13 protein-coding genes are annotated in these 15458 nt (G+C 68.3%); 2 read left to right on the top strand and 11 right to left on the bottom strand.

Features of this window, described 5'->3' with window-relative positions; genetic code table 11:
* The first annotated feature begins 76 nt into the window (after positions 1–76).
* Positions 77–988: a RecB family exonuclease gene (locus ACFWF1_RS39920; RefSeq protein ID WP_379290356.1), complete on the top strand. Its 912-nt coding sequence runs from the start codon at positions 77–79 to the stop codon at positions 986–988.
* A gap of 7 nt (positions 989–995) precedes the next feature.
* Here the strand turns inward: ACFWF1_RS39920 and ACFWF1_RS39915 are convergent, their stop codons facing one another.
* The 5 genes from ACFWF1_RS39915 to ACFWF1_RS39895 all read right to left on the bottom strand — a co-directional run bounded on the left by ACFWF1_RS39915 (position 996) and on the right by ACFWF1_RS39895 (position 4045).
* On the bottom strand, positions 996–1154 hold the full coding sequence (locus tag ACFWF1_RS39915; RefSeq protein ID WP_379290354.1) for a hypothetical protein: 159 nt from the start codon (positions 1152–1154) through the stop codon (positions 996–998).
* 240 nt (positions 1155–1394) lie between these two features.
* Positions 1395–2603, bottom strand: coding sequence for a YeiH family protein (locus ACFWF1_RS39910; RefSeq protein ID WP_379290352.1), 1209 nt, complete (start codon positions 2601–2603; stop codon positions 1395–1397).
* Entirely contained in the window at positions 2603–2737 is a 135-nt protein-coding gene (locus ACFWF1_RS39905) for a hypothetical protein (RefSeq protein ID WP_379290350.1), read from the bottom strand. Before ACFWF1_RS39905 ends, ACFWF1_RS39910 begins: the two co-directional genes overlap by 1 nt.
* A 126-nt stretch (positions 2738–2863) precedes the next feature.
* Complete coding sequence (gene hisG, locus ACFWF1_RS39900; protein WP_379290348.1) at positions 2864–3715, bottom strand: ATP phosphoribosyltransferase; 852 nt, start codon at positions 3713–3715, stop codon at positions 2864–2866.
* A 48-nt stretch (positions 3716–3763) separates the two neighbouring features.
* Entirely contained in the window at positions 3764–4045 is a 282-nt protein-coding gene (locus tag ACFWF1_RS39895) for a phosphoribosyl-ATP diphosphatase (RefSeq protein WP_174412539.1), read from the bottom strand.
* Positions 4046–4116: 71 nt separating this feature from the next.
* On the opposite strand from ACFWF1_RS39895, the gene ACFWF1_RS39890 reads away from it, so the two are divergent.
* A complete protein-coding gene (locus tag ACFWF1_RS39890) occupies positions 4117–5091 on the top strand; it encodes an NAD(P)H-dependent flavin oxidoreductase (protein WP_379290346.1) in 975 nt (324 codons plus the stop codon).
* A 63-nt stretch (positions 5092–5154) separates the two neighbouring features.
* Here ACFWF1_RS39890 and ACFWF1_RS39885 read toward each other — a convergent pair whose 3' ends face one another.
* From ACFWF1_RS39885 to metH, 6 genes are all read right to left on the bottom strand, one after another.
* A complete protein-coding gene (locus ACFWF1_RS39885; RefSeq protein ID WP_379290344.1) occupies positions 5155–6969 on the bottom strand; it encodes a choline/carnitine O-acyltransferase in 1815 nt (604 codons plus the stop codon).
* Positions 6966–7802: a class I SAM-dependent methyltransferase gene (locus ACFWF1_RS39880; protein WP_379290342.1), complete on the bottom strand. Its 837-nt coding sequence runs from the start codon at positions 7800–7802 to the stop codon at positions 6966–6968. Before ACFWF1_RS39880 ends, ACFWF1_RS39885 begins: the two co-directional genes overlap by 4 nt.
* Positions 7803–7862: 60 nt before the next feature.
* Positions 7863–8726, bottom strand: coding sequence for an arpA protein (locus ACFWF1_RS39875; protein ID WP_379290340.1), 864 nt, complete (start codon positions 8724–8726; stop codon positions 7863–7865).
* 149 nt (positions 8727–8875) lie between these two features.
* On the bottom strand, positions 8876–9547 hold the full coding sequence (locus ACFWF1_RS39870; protein ID WP_379290338.1) for an HAD family hydrolase: 672 nt from the start codon (positions 9545–9547) through the stop codon (positions 8876–8878).
* 119 nt (positions 9548–9666) lie between these two features.
* Entirely contained in the window at positions 9667–11385 is a 1719-nt protein-coding gene (locus ACFWF1_RS39865) for a protein kinase (protein ID WP_379290336.1), read from the bottom strand.
* Positions 11386–11861: 476 nt separating this feature from the next.
* The gene (metH, locus tag ACFWF1_RS39860) at positions 11862–15458 is read right to left on the bottom strand and encodes a methionine synthase (RefSeq protein ID WP_379290334.1); all 3597 of its coding nucleotides are present in this window, start codon (positions 15456–15458) and stop codon (positions 11862–11864) included.

Here is a 15458-nt window from a genome sequence, read left to right as displayed (position 1 = left end):
CTCCGTTCGCTGGCAGAGCAGTGCCCTGAATAAGTCGAGCACCGGCGTGTCGGTGCCGCCGGATAGCCTGCCAGGTATGAGCTCGCCCGTGTCCACGCCCCCTACCGACGGCGCGCAGGCGTCCGATGCCGGTGCGGCGGCGAGCCGGTCGCGCCCGGCGCTGTCGCCTTCGCGGGCAATGGATTTCAAGCAGTGTCCGCTGAAGTACCGGTTACGGGCGATCGATCGGATTCCCGAGCCGCCGAATCGCAACGCGCTGCGCGGCACGGTGGTGCACGCGGTGCTGGAGGACCTGTACGGGCTGCCCGCGGTGCAGCGGGAGCCGCAGCGGGCACAGAGCCTGATCGTGCCAGTGTGGGCACGGATGGCGGCCGAGTGGCCCGAGGTGACCGAGCTGATCACCGAGGCCGAGCTGGACGGTTTCCTCGGCGAGGTGCGCGCGCTGGTGCAGGCGTACTACCGGCTGGAGGATCCGACGCGCTTCGATCCGGAGTCGCGCGAGGCGCGGGTGGAGGTCGAGCTCGACGACGGAGTTCTGTTGCGCGGCTTCGTCGATCGGATCGATGTCGCGCCGACCGGACAGTTGCGCGTGGTCGATTACAAGACCGGCCGCGCCCCCGGACCCACCCAGGAGACCAGGGCGCTGTTCCAGCTGAAGTTCTACGCGCTGGTGGTGCTGCGCACCCGCGGCATCGTGCCCGCCCAGCTGCGGTTGATCTACCTGGCCGACGAGCAGATCCTCACCTACGCCCCCGACGAGGAGGAACTGCTCCGCTTCGAACGCACACTGTCCGCGCTGTGGGCGGCCATCCTGGAGGCGGGTCGCACCGGCGACTTCCAGCCGAACACCAGTTGGCTCTGCTCCTATTGCGACTACAAACCGCTCTGCCCCGAATTCGGTGGCACGCCACCGCCTTACCCGGGCTGGCCGGTCGGCGGGACCGGCGAGTCGCCGGACGAGACCCTGGCGGACGCGGTCGCGGACTGACCGAGCCCTATCGACCGGCCCCCAGGATGAAATTCAATGACGTGCCATGGGATCCGATGATCGCCACCGCGACGATCAGCACCACAACCCCCACCACATCACCGACCACGATCAGTACGTTCCGAATGCGCAGCCATCGGCTGCCCTGTTCGGCCTCCGTCGTCATCGACGTCCTTCCCTGCGTTCGTGCGGGGGCCCGTGGTGGCGCCCCGACGTTCTCCGTGTGTATATCGCCCGACACATCGCACAGTGTCGCCGACACACCATGAAGTTTTCGTGAAGACTCGCGGAATACGCCGCCGAGCCTCACCGCCGCGCGCACAACTCCTCGTGCCGCGCACGGAATCGCCAACAATTCCGTGCGCAGCAGATTACAACGCGCGCGGCGGCAATGCGAGCACTGCGCTCAGAGGGTGAAGTTGTGGAACAGCAGGACGGAAAGGCCCAGTCCGACAGCCAGGTTGACCACTACCGCGGAGCCGAAGACGACGATCGGCCGCCACCCGGCTTCGCGCAGGCCGCGCAGTGAGAACTCCAGCCCGATGGAGACGAACGCGAAGATCAGGAACCAGGTGCGCAGGTCGTTGATGATGAGAATGTGTGCGGCACCGGACTTCTTGTCGGCGGACTGCAGGTAGAGCGTGCCGATGACGGACGCGGCGACGAAGCCGAGCACGAACTTGGGGAACCGCTCCCAGAACTGCCGCGCCGAGGGCCGGACCGAACCAGCGGTGCGTTCCACCTTCAGGGTGAAGTACGCCGTCAACGCGATCGCGACGATGCCGATCAGCGCGTTCTGCGTGGTCTTCACGATGGTGGCGATCTGCAGCGCCTTCTCCCCCGCGATGGCGCCCGACGCCGCGACCGCCGCCGTGGTGTCGATGTTGCCGCCGATCCAGGCGCCGGCGACCGCGTCGGACAGCCCGAAAACGTCGGCGAGCCAGGGCAGCACGAAGATCGACGGCAGCGCGAAGATGATCACCAGCGAGGCCGCGTAGGCGATCTGCTCGCGCTTGGCCTGCACCGCGCCGGCCGCCGCGATGGCCGCGCTGACGCCGCAGATGGACACCGCCGAGGACAGCAGGGCGCGCAGCTTGTCGTCGAGCCCGAGCCGCCCGCCCAGCCACCAGGTGAACCCGAACACCGCGGTGATCAACAGCAGCGCCTGCAGGATCGACGGACCCGCCGCGGTCACCAGGATCTTCAGATTGATCGAGGCGCCGAGCAGCACCACGCCGGTCTTGATGAAGAACTCGGTGCGGAACCCGGCCGAAAGCCGGTCGCGCAGAGCAAGTTTGGACAGGATGACATTACCCAGCAACCCGATCGCGATGGCGTACACCGGGAACTCGATCGACTTGGCGACCCGTTTGAACGGCGTGTCCGCCGCCCACTGCGGGACGTGCGTGTCGAAGAAACGGGTCAGCGCGCCGAGCGCGACGACGACCGCGATGCCGGCCACGATCGCGCCCACCGTCGGCCGCGAGACCGCCTGTAGTGCCGCCGTTTCCGACTTCACCTGATCGGAAGTGTCGGCGTCCGTACCGGTTTCGGTGGCAACGTTTCCGGCCGCATCCTCCGGCGGATTACCTTCGCGCGCTTCGGTATCCGACATCACGGCACCAGCCAATCCGGAATCGCGCCGACCAGGACCAGCGCGATCAGCGCCAGCCCGGCGACCGCCGCCAGCCAGTCCTCACTCCAGGCGAATGTGCTCCCCGACCGTTCGTCGGGCGATGTCTGTGACACGGGTGTGCTCCTTGCGTTCCTCATCGAGAGGCCGCACGGTAACAACACCCGGTCACCAGGCACACCGGTTGCGTTCAGCGTGAATTATTCACGCATATAAGACAAAACAGACGGCGATAATCCGACTCAGAAGGCGCGGCAGGAGCGGATGTCGAAGGCCAGGATGGCCTTGGCGCCGAGCTCGGCGAGCTGGTCCATCACCTCGTTGCCCTGCTTGCGCGGCACCATCGCGCGGATCGCCACCCAGCCGTCGTCGGCCAGCGGCGACACCGTCGGCGACTCCAGGCCCGGCGTGATCTTGACCGCCGCCTCGAGCAGCTCCTTCGGGCAGTCGTAATCGAGCATGATGTATTGCTGACCGAACACCACGCCCTGCACGCGCGCGATGAGCTGATTGCGCGCACGCTCCTGCTGATCGGAGCCGGTGCGTTCGATCAGCACGCCCTCCGAGTCGCACAGCGACTCACCGAACGCGACCAGGTTGTGCTGACGCAGCGTGCGGCCCGAGCCGACCACGTCCGCGATGGCGTCCGCGACGCCGAGCTGGATGGAGATCTCCACCGCGCCGTCGAGGCGGATCACCTCGGCCTGGATGCCGCGCCGCTGCAGATCGCTGAGCACCAGGTTCGGGTAGGAGGTGGCGATCCGCTTGTCGTAGAGGTCCTCGACCGTCCAGGCCTGACCGGCCGGCGCGGCATAGCGGAAACTGGAGCGGCCGAAGCCGAGGCCGAGGCGTTCGCTGACCGGCGCGCCGGAATCGAGCGCGAGGTCGCGGCCGGTGATGCCGAGGTCGAGTTCGCCGGACCCGACATAGATGGCGATGTCCTTGGGCCGCAGGAAGAAGAATTCGACCTGGTTGGCCGGGTCGAGCACGGTCAGGTCGCGCGAATCGGTGCGCCTGCGATAGCCGGCCTCGACCAGGATGGCTGTGGCGGCTTCGGACAGGGCGCCTTTATTGGGGACTGCGACGCGCAGCATGGGATGGGGTCCTTTCGGGAGCAGAAACTACGGAGTAAGACGCGGCCATCACAGATGTCGGTACACGTCTTCGAGCTTCAATCCACGACCAACCATCAACACCTGCACCCAGTACAGCAGCTGCGAGATCTCCTCGGCGAGCGACTCGTCGCTCTCGTGCTCGGCGGCCAGCCAGACCTCGCCTGCCTCCTCGAGCACCTTCTTACCCTGGCTATGCACGCCCGCGTCCAGCGCGGCAACGGTTCCGGACCCCTCGGGGCGGGTAACCGCACGATCCTGCAGCTCGGCGAACAGGGTTTCGAAGTTCTTCACGATGAGCCATTGTTTCAGACCGGTGTGCGGGACCGTTGCTCCGGCCCATCCCGGCTTTCGGCGAGCGCGGTGGTGGGCATGATGGTGCCATGCCGTTTCAGACAGCGCTGACCGAGTTGTTCGCCCTGCGTCACCCGATCGTGCTGGCCCCGATGGGCGGGGTGTCGGGCGGTGAACTGACCGCGGCGGTCTCGAATGCCGGTGGGTTGGGGTTGATCGGTGCCGGTGGCGGGAACCGAGAATGGCTGGAACCGCAGCTGGCCATCGCCAGCGAGAAAGCGCATGCACCTTGGGGCGTCGGATTCTTGTCTTGGGCTGTTGACTTCGACACGCTGCGCTGGGTGCTCGACGAATATCGGCCGAGCGCGGTGGCGCTGTCGTTCGGGGACCCGAGCCCGTTCGTCGCGGCCGTGCGCGAGGCGGGCGCGAAGGTACTGGTCCAGGTGACCGATCTGGACGAGGCGCGGCGGGCGCGCGATGTCGGCGCGGACGTCATCATCGCGCAGGGTGGCGAGGCGGGCGGTCACGGTGGCGGGCGCTCGACCCTGACGATCGTGCCCGCGGTCGTCGATCTCGTGCATCCGACGCCGGTGCTCGCTGCGGGCGGGATCGCGGACGGCCGCGGGCTGGCCGCCGCGCTGACGCTCGGCGCTGCCGGTGCGCTGATCGGCACCCGTTTCGAGGCGACGCACGAGGCAGTGCTCGCACCGGAGGAGGCGAAGGCGATCGTGGCCGCGACGGGCGACGACACCTCGCGCAACCGGGTGTACGACATCGCCAGGCAGTCCCCGTGGCCGAGCAGATACACCGCACGCATGCTGCGCAACGACTTCTTCGACGGCTGGCAGGACCGCGAAGACGAACTGCGCACCGACGTTGCGGCACAACAGGATTACGTCACCGCCGTCGACAACGGCGACCCGGCGGCGCTCGCGGTCTGGGCGGGCGAGGCCGTCGATCTGATCAGCTCGATCGACTACGCCGCCGAGGTGTTGAGCAAGATCGCCGAGGAGGCCGATGCCGCGCTCAGACGCGTGGCACGCCAACAGGTCGACAACGTCTGACGAAGCCGGAAACACTGCCGCCGCCTCGGCGAATGACGAGGCGGCGGCAGCGTTTTCGACTGGTCAGCTCTCGCTGAGCAAGGTCTCCAGGTCGGCCACCGCGGTGCGCAGGTGATCGGCGAAGGCGTGCATCTGATCCGCGACCGTGGTCGGCGTGGCCAGGTACAGATTCCAGCGGTCCGGCAGCAGGACGTAGGCGACGCCGATGCAGCGAGGGCTGGTGGAGCCGAAACCGAAGTAGCTGATGTTGACCGACGGTGCCGAGCTGGTGCTCAGGTAGTCGTCGCGCATGATCACCCAGCCGGGGCTGTCGTAGAGCGGAATCGGCTCGGCGACACCGAGTTCCGCGCCGCGACGGCGTTGGATCCACTGCAGTTCCCACAGGTGCTGCTCGGGCGCGGCACCCGCCTGGCACTCCTTGGCGCGCGCGACATGTGCGGCGGCCGCGGTGCGTGCGGCGGCGAGCTTGGCCGGTTGGTCGACCGCGGGATCCTGCACGGCGTCCACGAACGCGATCATCTCCGGCGTGATCACCCGCATGGCCTCGGTGCGGCCGTTGCGGTACTGCCGGGTGGCGATGGATTCGTAAGTGGCGCCGGTGATTCCCTTGCTGCGCCGATGCGCCAGCTGATAACTCAACTGCGCGAAGGCATCCGGGGAGATGCCGAGCTGCTTGGCGCGGGTGGTGCCGAAGTCGGCGAAAGAGACCGTCTGCGTGGCATTGTCGGCGGCGTACTGGGCGAACGCGGCACCGGCGGCGGCAATGTCGTTGCGCTGCGCCGCATCCAGCACGAACTCGATCGGCTCGACCGCGGGCAACCCCTGCGCCCGCGCCCCGGAACGCTCGGCGTGCTCCTGCGCCGGAACCTCCAGCATCGCGTCCACGAAGGACAGGATGGTGGTGCCGTCCAGCCCGCAGTGCTCGACATTGATGCCCGCCTGGCCGTCGCCGAAGACGATGAACGACACCGCCTTGTCGAACCACCGGTTCGCGCTGTCTCCGTGCAACAGCTGGTCACACGCGTGCAGCTCGTCGCGCGGGGCGAAGTCCTCCAGGCAGACACAGAACAGCGCGGTCTCGATGGTGTCCAGTGCCGCGGCGTTGGTCGGCTCGGCGAGCAGCTGCTGCCTGCTCGCCGCCCACTCGGCGCGTGCCTTGGTGGTGAGATGCCCTACCGCGGAATCGGTTCGGGCCGACCGCGCGCCCGCCTTGAGCACCTCGCGCAACCCGTCGGCCAGATCGTCGAGCGAGTACGGCGCGCCGTCCGGGCCGAGCACGTCCATCCGGAACATGCTGCCGCGGAAGAAGACCACCACATGCTTGGCATCCGACGGGCCTGGCCATTCCGCGCTGTAGGGCACCCGGACGCTGTCCTGCGTCTCGCCGGGAATCCGGGTCTCGGAGAACAGGTATTTGTTCTGCCACATCGACAACGCCTGCCCGCGCTGCATGACCGGCGGGATCGCTTCGACGTCGAGGGAGCGCTTGTAATCCACTGCGGCCGAGATGATCCCGGCTGCCCGGTCCACCTGGGTGGCGGCGGTCGAGGCGGCCAGGGTGGTGTCGTCGCGGAAAAGGAAGAAGAAGTTGGCGTTCAACGCGATCCGATCGCGCCTGCCCAGGTAGCGCGACGGCCAGAACAGGTCCAGCCAGCTGCCGACGCCCGGAGTGGCGTCGTACTCGGCCAGTGCCGCGTGCAGGGTGCGGCCGGGGCCGTCCGCGCGCAGCAGGTCATCGACCGCCGCCTCGGTGGTGGCGAGCTCGTCGGCGGTCAGCAGCGGTGCGCACCATTGTAGGAATCGGGCGCAGCTGTCCTCCAGCGTCGGCAGGGGTACCCGGGGCAGGGTGTCGTCGGCGGCGAAGGTGCGTTCGGTCAATGCTGGTCCTCGGTGTCGGCGTGGTGCTTCGGCAACGGTCGCGATAGGTACAGGCCGGCGTAGAGCCAGCCTTCGGTCTCTCGGTCGGTGGTGTCGATTCCCTTGGCGGACAGGGTGTTCAGCACCTGGGTCTGCTCGGCCACGGAGGCGAACCTGCGCTGCTCGAACAGTCCTGGCGCCTGCTCGGTCCGGTAGCCGAGCGCGGCGAGTTCCGCGGCGATCGGCGCGAAGTCGAACATGCGCAGCACGAAGTGTGCCATCCATGGTCGCCGACGGGGATGGGCGGTGGCGACCCGGGCCAGAGTTTTCTCGGTGACGTAGCCGATGCAGCCGGTGGAGATGATGATGTCGGCGGTGGCGAGCAGCTCGCGCTGCTCGTCGGTCGGTTCGCCGGACTCCAGGTCGGCGTGCACGGTGTCGTGCAGCAGGCCCGTCTGCTGGGCGTAGGCGAGCGCGGGCGCGGAGGCGTCCATGCCGAGGAAGCGGACGTCGGCGAGACTGTCTCTGCTGCCGAGTATCTCGCGGTCGCGCGCGATGAGGGCGGCCGGATCGCCGTCCGCGGTGCGGTAGTGCTCGGCGAGTTCGCGCATGGTGGTGTCGAAGCGCAGCAGTGCCGCGTTGACGCCGTAGGAGCAGCCGATGTCGAGCACGGTGGGGGTGCTGACCCGGGCCGAGGCGCGGTACTCCCGAATCTGCTGCTGGAAAACGGGTTTCGCCAGTTCCGGGATGCGATAGTCGAGGTCGGACATGCGGGCGTAGTAGTCGCGTGGATCGGGACGATCGTAGATGTCGTCGAAGGAGGCTTTCCCGGTCGTGTGTAACGGCACTGCCACAGTCGTTCCTCTCGGGTCGAGCGGTAACTCCCGATCCTTGGATCGATCGGGCCGTTCGGCTCAGTCGAGCAAGCGGTCGCCGCGGACAGCGTCGGCCGCGGCGGCCAGATGGTCGGGTAGTACCCGGCCGAAGAGTTGACGGGTGCGCTCCACCGTGCCGATGACGCCCGGCCGGTCGGTGTAGGCGAAGATCGCCGAATGTCGTTGCGTGGCACCGGCGACGGGCGACACGCGGTGCAGCGAGAAGCGGCCCTGGAACAACTGCAGGTCGCCGGGGCGCAGGTCGAGCCGCTGGATCAACCGCTCGCCGGAGCCGGTGAGCACGGCGCGCACGTCGTCGAGGTGCTCGGCCTGCGGCGTGCGAATGTTGGGGCAGTACTCGAAGATTCCGCCCGACTCCGCGGGCTGGGTCAGCATGCTGACGGTGAATTCGTTGGTGTCGAAGTGCCACGGGTGCGACATGCCGGGCGCGACGACATTGAGGCACAGGCCCGCCAGCGGGTCGGCGAACTCGTGCAGCTCGGCGAGGCCGAAGCAGTCCGCGACGAAACGCTGGAAGCGCGTGTCCGTGTACAGCTGATGGATCAGCGCGTCGCCGGGAATGCGGTCGCGCGGCACGAACGCGTTGCCGCGGTCCAGCACGATGCGCCCCGGATGGTCTTCTGGCAGTTCGGTATCCAGCGGGATGTTGTAGGCGTTGACCCGCTCGACCTCGTAGTACGCGTGCGGCGCCATCGCCTCCCCCTGCGCCCGCAGCGTTTCGGTCAATTCCGGCCGGATGAAGCCGCGCAGCACGGTACAGCCGCTCGCGGCCAATTCCGCCCGAGCGAGTTCCACCGCGGCGCGCCGATCGGCGTCCGCGGAATTCGCGAGGGGATACCGTGCGGTATCAACGATCTCGTCGAGGACACCCAACGCTGCCATGGCGATATTCTGGTAGAGCCGACCACCGACACGCCCGGGATTGGGCGAGATTGCCGGTGATCGCGGTCACACCTACCAGCAGCACGCACTCCCGTTGCGGCACAGTAACTCTCGATGGCGCGCGGTCGGGAGTGTCGAACCGCGACCGTTCAGCCGCGCTGCTTCAGCGCTTGCGCGAGGTCGTCGACCGTCAGCCCGACCAAGGTGTCGCGGAAGCTGCGGCCGGGTTCGTCCGGCACCGCAATCTCGCACGGGATCACGATCACCGCGCAGCCCGCGGCCTGCGCCGCACGGGTGCCCGTCGGTGAATCCTCCACCGCGACACAGTCGCGCGGATCGACGCCGAGCAGCTCGGCGGCCCGCAGATACACGTCCGGTTCCGGCTTGCCGCGCGCCACCTCGTCGCCGCAGACCGACACATCGAAGAAGTCGCGGCCCAAGGTGTCGAGCCCGAACTCAGCGAGCGACCGCTTGGTATTGGTAACCAGCGCCGACTTCAACCCAGCGGCGCGGACCAACCCCAGCGCGTCTTTCGCGCCCGGCCGCCACGGGATGGGGCCGGTCATCAACTCGGTCACCCGGTGCTCGATGAACTCCCCCGCGGCGCGCACCGCCTCGGGTGTCGGCTCGATGCCGATGCCGGTGAACAGCAGCCGCAGCGCGTCCGGTCCGGACGCACCGATGAACGTGTGCCGGAGCTCGTCGGTCAGCTCCCGGTCGTGCTGGCCGGCGAGTTCGCGCATGGCGATATCCCAGAGCTTCTCCGAATCCAGGAGCGTGCCGTCCATATCCCACAGAACAGCGACTGGTCGCGCGGTCACACATCTCCTCGTTCGAGTTACCGATCAGGCCGTAGCCACGATAACCGCCGCACCCGACGCACCGCCGTGGCCAGTTGCGTAGTTGTGGCCTCTACCACGTCGAGACGAGAGCGCTGCGCTTACGTTCCCGACGCGGTGATCAACATCCGGCCGTTCTCGGAGGCGACCTGGAACCAGCGGGTCTCGTTCACCGTCTCGCCGCTCTTCTTCACATAGGTGAGCGAGGCGACCGCGCGGTTGTCACCGTTCGGCGTCACCGAGCGAACGGTGATCGAGCTGATCGTGCCCCACCAGCGGACGTACTCGTTGTAGCCACCGGCCACGCCCTGATACGCGGGCGAGAGCTGGGACCACGCGGCACTGGGATTGCCGGGGAGCATGCCGTAGTAGCCCTGCACGAACTGGGTGACGTTGGCCGCGGTGGGCACGCCGAACGGCGCCGCGGTGATGGTCGGCGACGGCGTCGTCGGCTGCGCGGACGAGGGCGGGACCGACGAGGAGGGCGGGGCCGACGACGGCGTCGGCGTGCCGCTCGGCTGCTGCGACGGCGCGGGGCTGGTGACCGGCACGGGCGACTCGGGCTGCCCGGGGCCCGCCGCGTTCGGCGGCTGCGCCGGGACCTCGCCGGACGAGGACGTACTTGTATTCCCCGGCGGCGTCGCGGTGTCGGCGCTCTTGCGATCGTTGGTGACGAAGGCGATGAGCCCGATCACCGCGAGCACCACGACGAACGCGGCCGCCGCCATGGCGAGCGAACGGTTGCGCGACGGTCCGCTGCCCGGACTACCCGGCAGGGTGGCACTGCTGCGCGGCGGGAGCGGTGGCTGCGCGGAAACGGATTCGGCGACAGGCGGATTGGTCAGCGCGGCGGTCGGCACCACGGTGGTCGCGTCGTTCGCGTTGCTGCCCGCGGCGTCGGCGCCCGTCGGCGAACTCGGTTGCGGCAGCACGGTGGTCGCGTTGTCGGCGCCGGGCGCGGGCAGCGCCTTGGTGAGCGCGGGCGTGCCGAGACTCGGAACCCGGCCCTCCGCAACGGCTTCCAGCGCCTTCTGCGCCTCCCGCATGGTCGGGCGCGCGTCGATGGTCGGTGCGAGCAGTCGCAGCAGGACGGGACCGAGCGCACCGGCGTGCTCGGGGTTCGGTACCTGTCCGCGCGCGACCGCGTGCAGCACGGCGAGCGGGTTGTCGCCCTCCCCGAACGGCGGCAGGCCCTCCACGGCGGCGTAAAGCGTTGAGCCGAGGGCGAATACGTCGGAAGCGGGTTCCGGGTTCTCGCCGCGCGCCACCTCGGGCGCCAGGTAGGCGGGAGTGCCGGCGAGGAAGCCGGTGGCGGTCACCGTGACGTCGCCGACGGCGCGGGAGATGCCGAAGTCGGTGATCTTCACGGTGCCGTCGTCGCCGACGAGCAGGTTCGCGGGTTTCACGTCGCGATGCATGATGCCCGCGTCGTGCGCGGCGGCCAGCGCGCCGGCGGCCTGCGCGCCGATGCGGGCGACCTCGACCGGCGACAGGGTGCGCTTGCCGGAGAGCTTGGCCGCGAGGCTCGGCGCGTCCATGTATTCCATCACCAGCCACGGCTGGCCGTCTTCCTCGGCGACGTCGAAGACGGTGATCGCGTGCGGATGGTGCAGCCTGGCCGCGATGCGGCCCTCGCGCATGGCGCGCAGCTTGGCCTCCAGCGCCGCGGTGCGCGTCAATCCGGGCCCGAGAATGAGCTGCTTCACCGCGACCGTGCGGCGCAGGCGGACGTCCGTGCCGCGCCAGACCACGCCCATAGCGCCTGTGCCGATCGGATCCGTGAGTCGATACCGTCCCGCGATCAATCGGTCCGCCGTCATGCTGTTGTGCCTTCCTGCTTACGCGCCGAGCTGGTACTGCAGTGGCGCGAAACGCCGGGAAATCCCCGAAAACGCTACGCGCCGTAGTTCTTTACACCCGTAAGCAGCGATGGCGACGCACCCGCCGACTGCCCCGGATGCAGTTGCAATGCTTCCGACAATGGCATACCCACCCGACACACATCCACCTCACCAAAAGTCCCCGGGCGATACCCCAGGTCAGCGCCCCGCCACGCCGAGACATGAAATCCGCTCGGCGCGTCGGGATTTGCCCAAATCATGGCATACGAGCAGGTAGCCAAGGTCCTTGCGGTACGCGAACAGTGTTCCGTGCCACCGTGACCACGATCACTATCCACCGACCGGTTCAATAACCGATTCGGCGGCGACCGCACGCGCGTCAGCCGCACACCCGCCGTAGCGAGCGCGCGGCTAACGCGACGGCGGCGCCGCCGGGAAAGGTCCGCCCGCGGAACTCAGGCGTTGAAGTACTTCGCCTCGGGATGCAGCAGGACGAAGGCATCGGTGGACTGTTCCGGATGCAGCTGGAGTTCCTCGGACAGCACGACGCCGATGCGGTCGGCCTCGAGCAGGTCGACCAGTTTGGCACGGTCGTCCAAGTCCGGGCAGGCGCCGTAACCGAAGGAGTAGCGCGCGCCGCGATAGCCGAGTTTGAAGTATTCGAGGACGTCGCTGGGGTCGTCGTCGGCGACCGCGTGCCCGTCCAGGGTCAGTTCCTCGCGGACCCGGCGGTGCCAATACTCGGCCAGAGCCTCGGTGAGCTGGACGCCGATGCCGTGCACCTCGAGGTAGTCGCGGTAGTTGTCGGCCGCGAAGAGTTCGTTGGCGAAGTCGGCGATCGGCTGGCCCATGGTGACCAGCTGGAAGGGCAGCACGTCGACCTGGCCGGTCTGCTCGGCCCGCTCGCGCGACCGGATGAAGTCGGCGATGCACAGGAAGCGATCGCGCTGCTGACGCGGGAAGGTGAACCGATAGCGTTCGGGCGCACCGGGATTCGGTTCGGTGAGCACGATCACGTCGTCACCCTCGGACACGGCGGGGAAGTATCCGTACACCACCGCGGCATGCTGGAGCACGCCCTCGGTGCTCAGCCGATCGAGCCAGGCGCGGAAGCGCGGCTTGCCCTCGGTCTCCACCAGTTCCTCGTAGCTCGGTCCCTCGCCGCCGCGCTGGCCGCGCAGGCCCCACTGACCGAGGAACAGCGCACGCTCGTCGAGCAGACCCGAATACTCGTGCAGCGCCAGGCCTTTCACCACCCGGGTACCCCAGAACGGCGGCGTCGGCACCGGCACATCGGCGGCCACGTCCGACCGCGCGGGCACCTCGATCGGCACCTCTTCGGCCTTGCGCTGCTCGGCGATCCGCTTCGACCGTTCGTGGCGCGCCTTGCGCTGGGCCGCCTTCTCCCGCTCGGCGATCGCCTCCGGGCTGTCCGGGTCGATGCCGCCGCCGCGCTTGCGGGTCATGATGTCGTCCATCAACCGCAGCCCCTCGAAGGCGTCGCGGGCGTAGTGCACGTCGCCCTCGTACACCTCGGTCAGGTCGTTCTCGACATAGCCTCGGGTCAGCGCCGCGCCACCGAGCAGCACCGGGAACTGCTCGGCCACACCCTTGGTGTTGAGCTCCTGCAGGTTCTCCTTCATGATCACCGTCGACTTCACCAGCAGCCCGGACATGCCGATGACGTCGGCCTTCTTGTCCACGGCGGCATCGAGAATGGTCGCGATGGGCTGCTTGATGCCGAGGTTCACCACCTCGTACCCGTTGTTCGACAGGATGATGTCGACCAGGTTCTTGCCGATGTCGTGCACGTCGCCCTTGACCGTGGCCAGCACGATGCGGCCCTTGCCGCTGTCGTCGGTGGCCTCCATGTGCGGCTCCAGGTAAGCGACCGCAGCCTTCATCACCTCGGCCGACTGCAGCACGAACGGCAGCTGCATCTGGCCGGAGCCGAACAGCTCGCCGACGGTCTTCATGCCGGACAGCAGCGTCTCGTTGATGATCTGCAGCGGCGGCACCTCTTGCATCGCCGCTTCGAGGTCGTCCTCCATGCCGTTGCGCTCGCCGTCGACGATCCGGCGCGCCAGCCGCTCGAACAGCGGCAGCAACGCCATCTCCTCGGCCCGCGACGCCCGCGACGACGACGTCGACACGCCCTCGAACAGGCCCATCAGTACCTGGAGCGGGTCGTAGTCATCGCCGCGACGGTCATACACCAGATCCAGCGCGACCTTGCGCTGCTCGTCCGGGATGCGCGCCATCGGCAGGATCTTCGACGCGTGCACGATCGCGGAATCCAGCCCGGCCTGGACACATTCGTGCATGAACACCGAATTCAGCACCTGGCGGGCCGCGGGATTCAGGCCGAACGAGATGTTCGACAGGCCGAGCGTGGTCTGCACCGCCGGATGCCTGCTCTTGAGCAACCTGATGGCTTCGATGGTTTCGATGCCGTCCTTGCGCGACTCCTCCTGTCCGGTGCCGAGGGTGAAGGTCAGCGTGTCGATGATGATGTCGCTTTCCAGCACACCCCAGTTGCCGGTGATATCCGCGATGAGCCGCTCGGCGATCTCCACCTTCTTCGCGGCGGTGCGGGCCTGGCCCTCCTCGTCGATGGTCAGCGCGACCACGGCGGCACCGTGTTCGGCGACCAGCCGCATGGTCTGCTGGAAACGGGACTCCGGGCCGTCGCCGTCCTCGTAGTTCACCGAGTTCACCGCGCAGCGGCCGCCGAGATGCTCCAAACCCGCCTTCAGCACCGGGGTTTCGGTGGAGTCGAGCATGATCGGCAGCGTCGAGGAGGTGGCCAGCCGGGCGGCCAGCGCCTCCATGTCCTTGGCGCCGTCGCGGCCGACGTAGTCGACGCACAGATCGAGCATGTGCGCGCCGTCGCGGGTCTGGTCCTTGGCGATGTCCAGGCACTTCTGCCAGTCCTCGGCCAGCATCGCGTCGCGGAACGCCTTGGAGCCGTTGGCATTCGTGCGCTCGCCGATCATCATGACCGACGCTTCCTGCTCGAACGGCACCGCCGTGTACATGCTGGACACGGCGGGCTCGTGCAACGGGCTGCGGCGCTCGTCGACCGGGGGCAGCTTCGGCTCGATCTCGCGGACCGCCTCGGTCACCTGCCGGATGTGCTCGGGCGTGGTGCCGCAGCAGCCGCCGACGAGTGCCAGGCCGAACTCGGAGACGAAGCCGCTCAACGCGACCGCGAGCTCCTCCGGGGTGAGCGGGTATTCGGCGCCGTTCTTACCGAGCACCGGCAGGCCGGCGTTGGGCATCACCGACACCGGGATCTGCGCGTGCCTGGACAGATGCCGCAGATGCTCGCTCATCTCGGCCGGGCCGGTGGCGCAGTTCAGCCCGATCATGTCGATGCCGAGCGGCTCCAGCGCGGTGAGGGCCGCGCCGATCTCGCTGCCGACCAGCATGGTGCCGGTGGTCTCCACGGTCACGTGCGTGATGATCGGAATGCGACGCCCGAGCTGACGCATCGCCGCCCGGCTGCCGGTCACCGCCGCCTTGACCTGCAGCAGGTCCTGACAGGTCTCGATCAGAATCGCGTCCGCGCCACCCTCGAGCATGCCGAGCGCGGATTCGGTGTACGCGTCGCGCAGCGCGGTATAAGGAGCATGGCCCAGCGTGGGCAGCTTGGTGCCGGGGCCCATCGAGCCGAGCACATAGCGCGGGGTCCCGTCGGCGGACGGCCCCATCTCGTCGGCCACCTCGCGGGCCAGCCGGGTGCCGCGCTCGGACAGGTCGCGGATGCGGTCCGCGATGTCGTAGTCGGCCAGGTTCGGCAGGTTGCAGCCGAAGGTATTGGTCTCCACCGCGTCGGCGCCCGCCTCGAAATACGCGCGGTGAATGCTGCGCAGCACGTCGGGGCGGGTGTCGTTGAGGATTTCGTTACAGCCCTCTAAACCGAGGAAGTCGTCCAGGGTGAGATCGGCCGCCTGCAACATGGTGCCCATCGCACCGTCGCCGATCACCACGCGGCGGCGCAACGTGTCGAGTAGCGTGGTGTCGAACTCGGCGGGGACAGACGCAGACAT

It is taken from the genome of Nocardia sp. NPDC060255, from assembly GCF_042727395.1.
Taxonomy (GTDB): Bacteria; Actinomycetota; Actinomycetes; order Mycobacteriales; family Mycobacteriaceae; genus Nocardia.
This window is presented reverse-complemented; position numbering and strand designations above follow the sequence as displayed.

Coding starts and splice junctions, on each gene's coding strand:
- ACFWF1_RS39920 (WP_379290356.1), top strand. CDS start 77: ATGAGCTCGCCCGTGTCCACGCCCCCTACCGACGGCGCGCAGGCGTCC.
- ACFWF1_RS39915 (WP_379290354.1), bottom strand. CDS start 1,154: ATGACGACGGAGGCCGAACAGGGCAGCCGATGGCTGCGCATTCGGAAC.
- ACFWF1_RS39910 (WP_379290352.1), bottom strand. CDS start 2,603: ATGTCGGATACCGAAGCGCGCGAAGGTAATCCGCCGGAGGATGCGGCC.
- hisG (WP_379290348.1), bottom strand. CDS start 3,715: ATGCTGCGCGTCGCAGTCCCCAATAAAGGCGCCCTGTCCGAAGCCGCC.
- ACFWF1_RS39890 (WP_379290346.1), top strand. CDS start 4,117: ATGCCGTTTCAGACAGCGCTGACCGAGTTGTTCGCCCTGCGTCACCCG.
- ACFWF1_RS39875 (WP_379290340.1), bottom strand. CDS start 8,726: ATGGCAGCGTTGGGTGTCCTCGACGAGATCGTTGATACCGCACGGTAT.
- ACFWF1_RS39865 (WP_379290336.1), bottom strand. CDS start 11,385: ATGACGGCGGACCGATTGATCGCGGGACGGTATCGACTCACGGATCCG.
- metH (WP_379290334.1), bottom strand. CDS start 15,458: ATGTCTGCGTCTGTCCCCGCCGAGTTCGACACCACGCTACTCGACACG.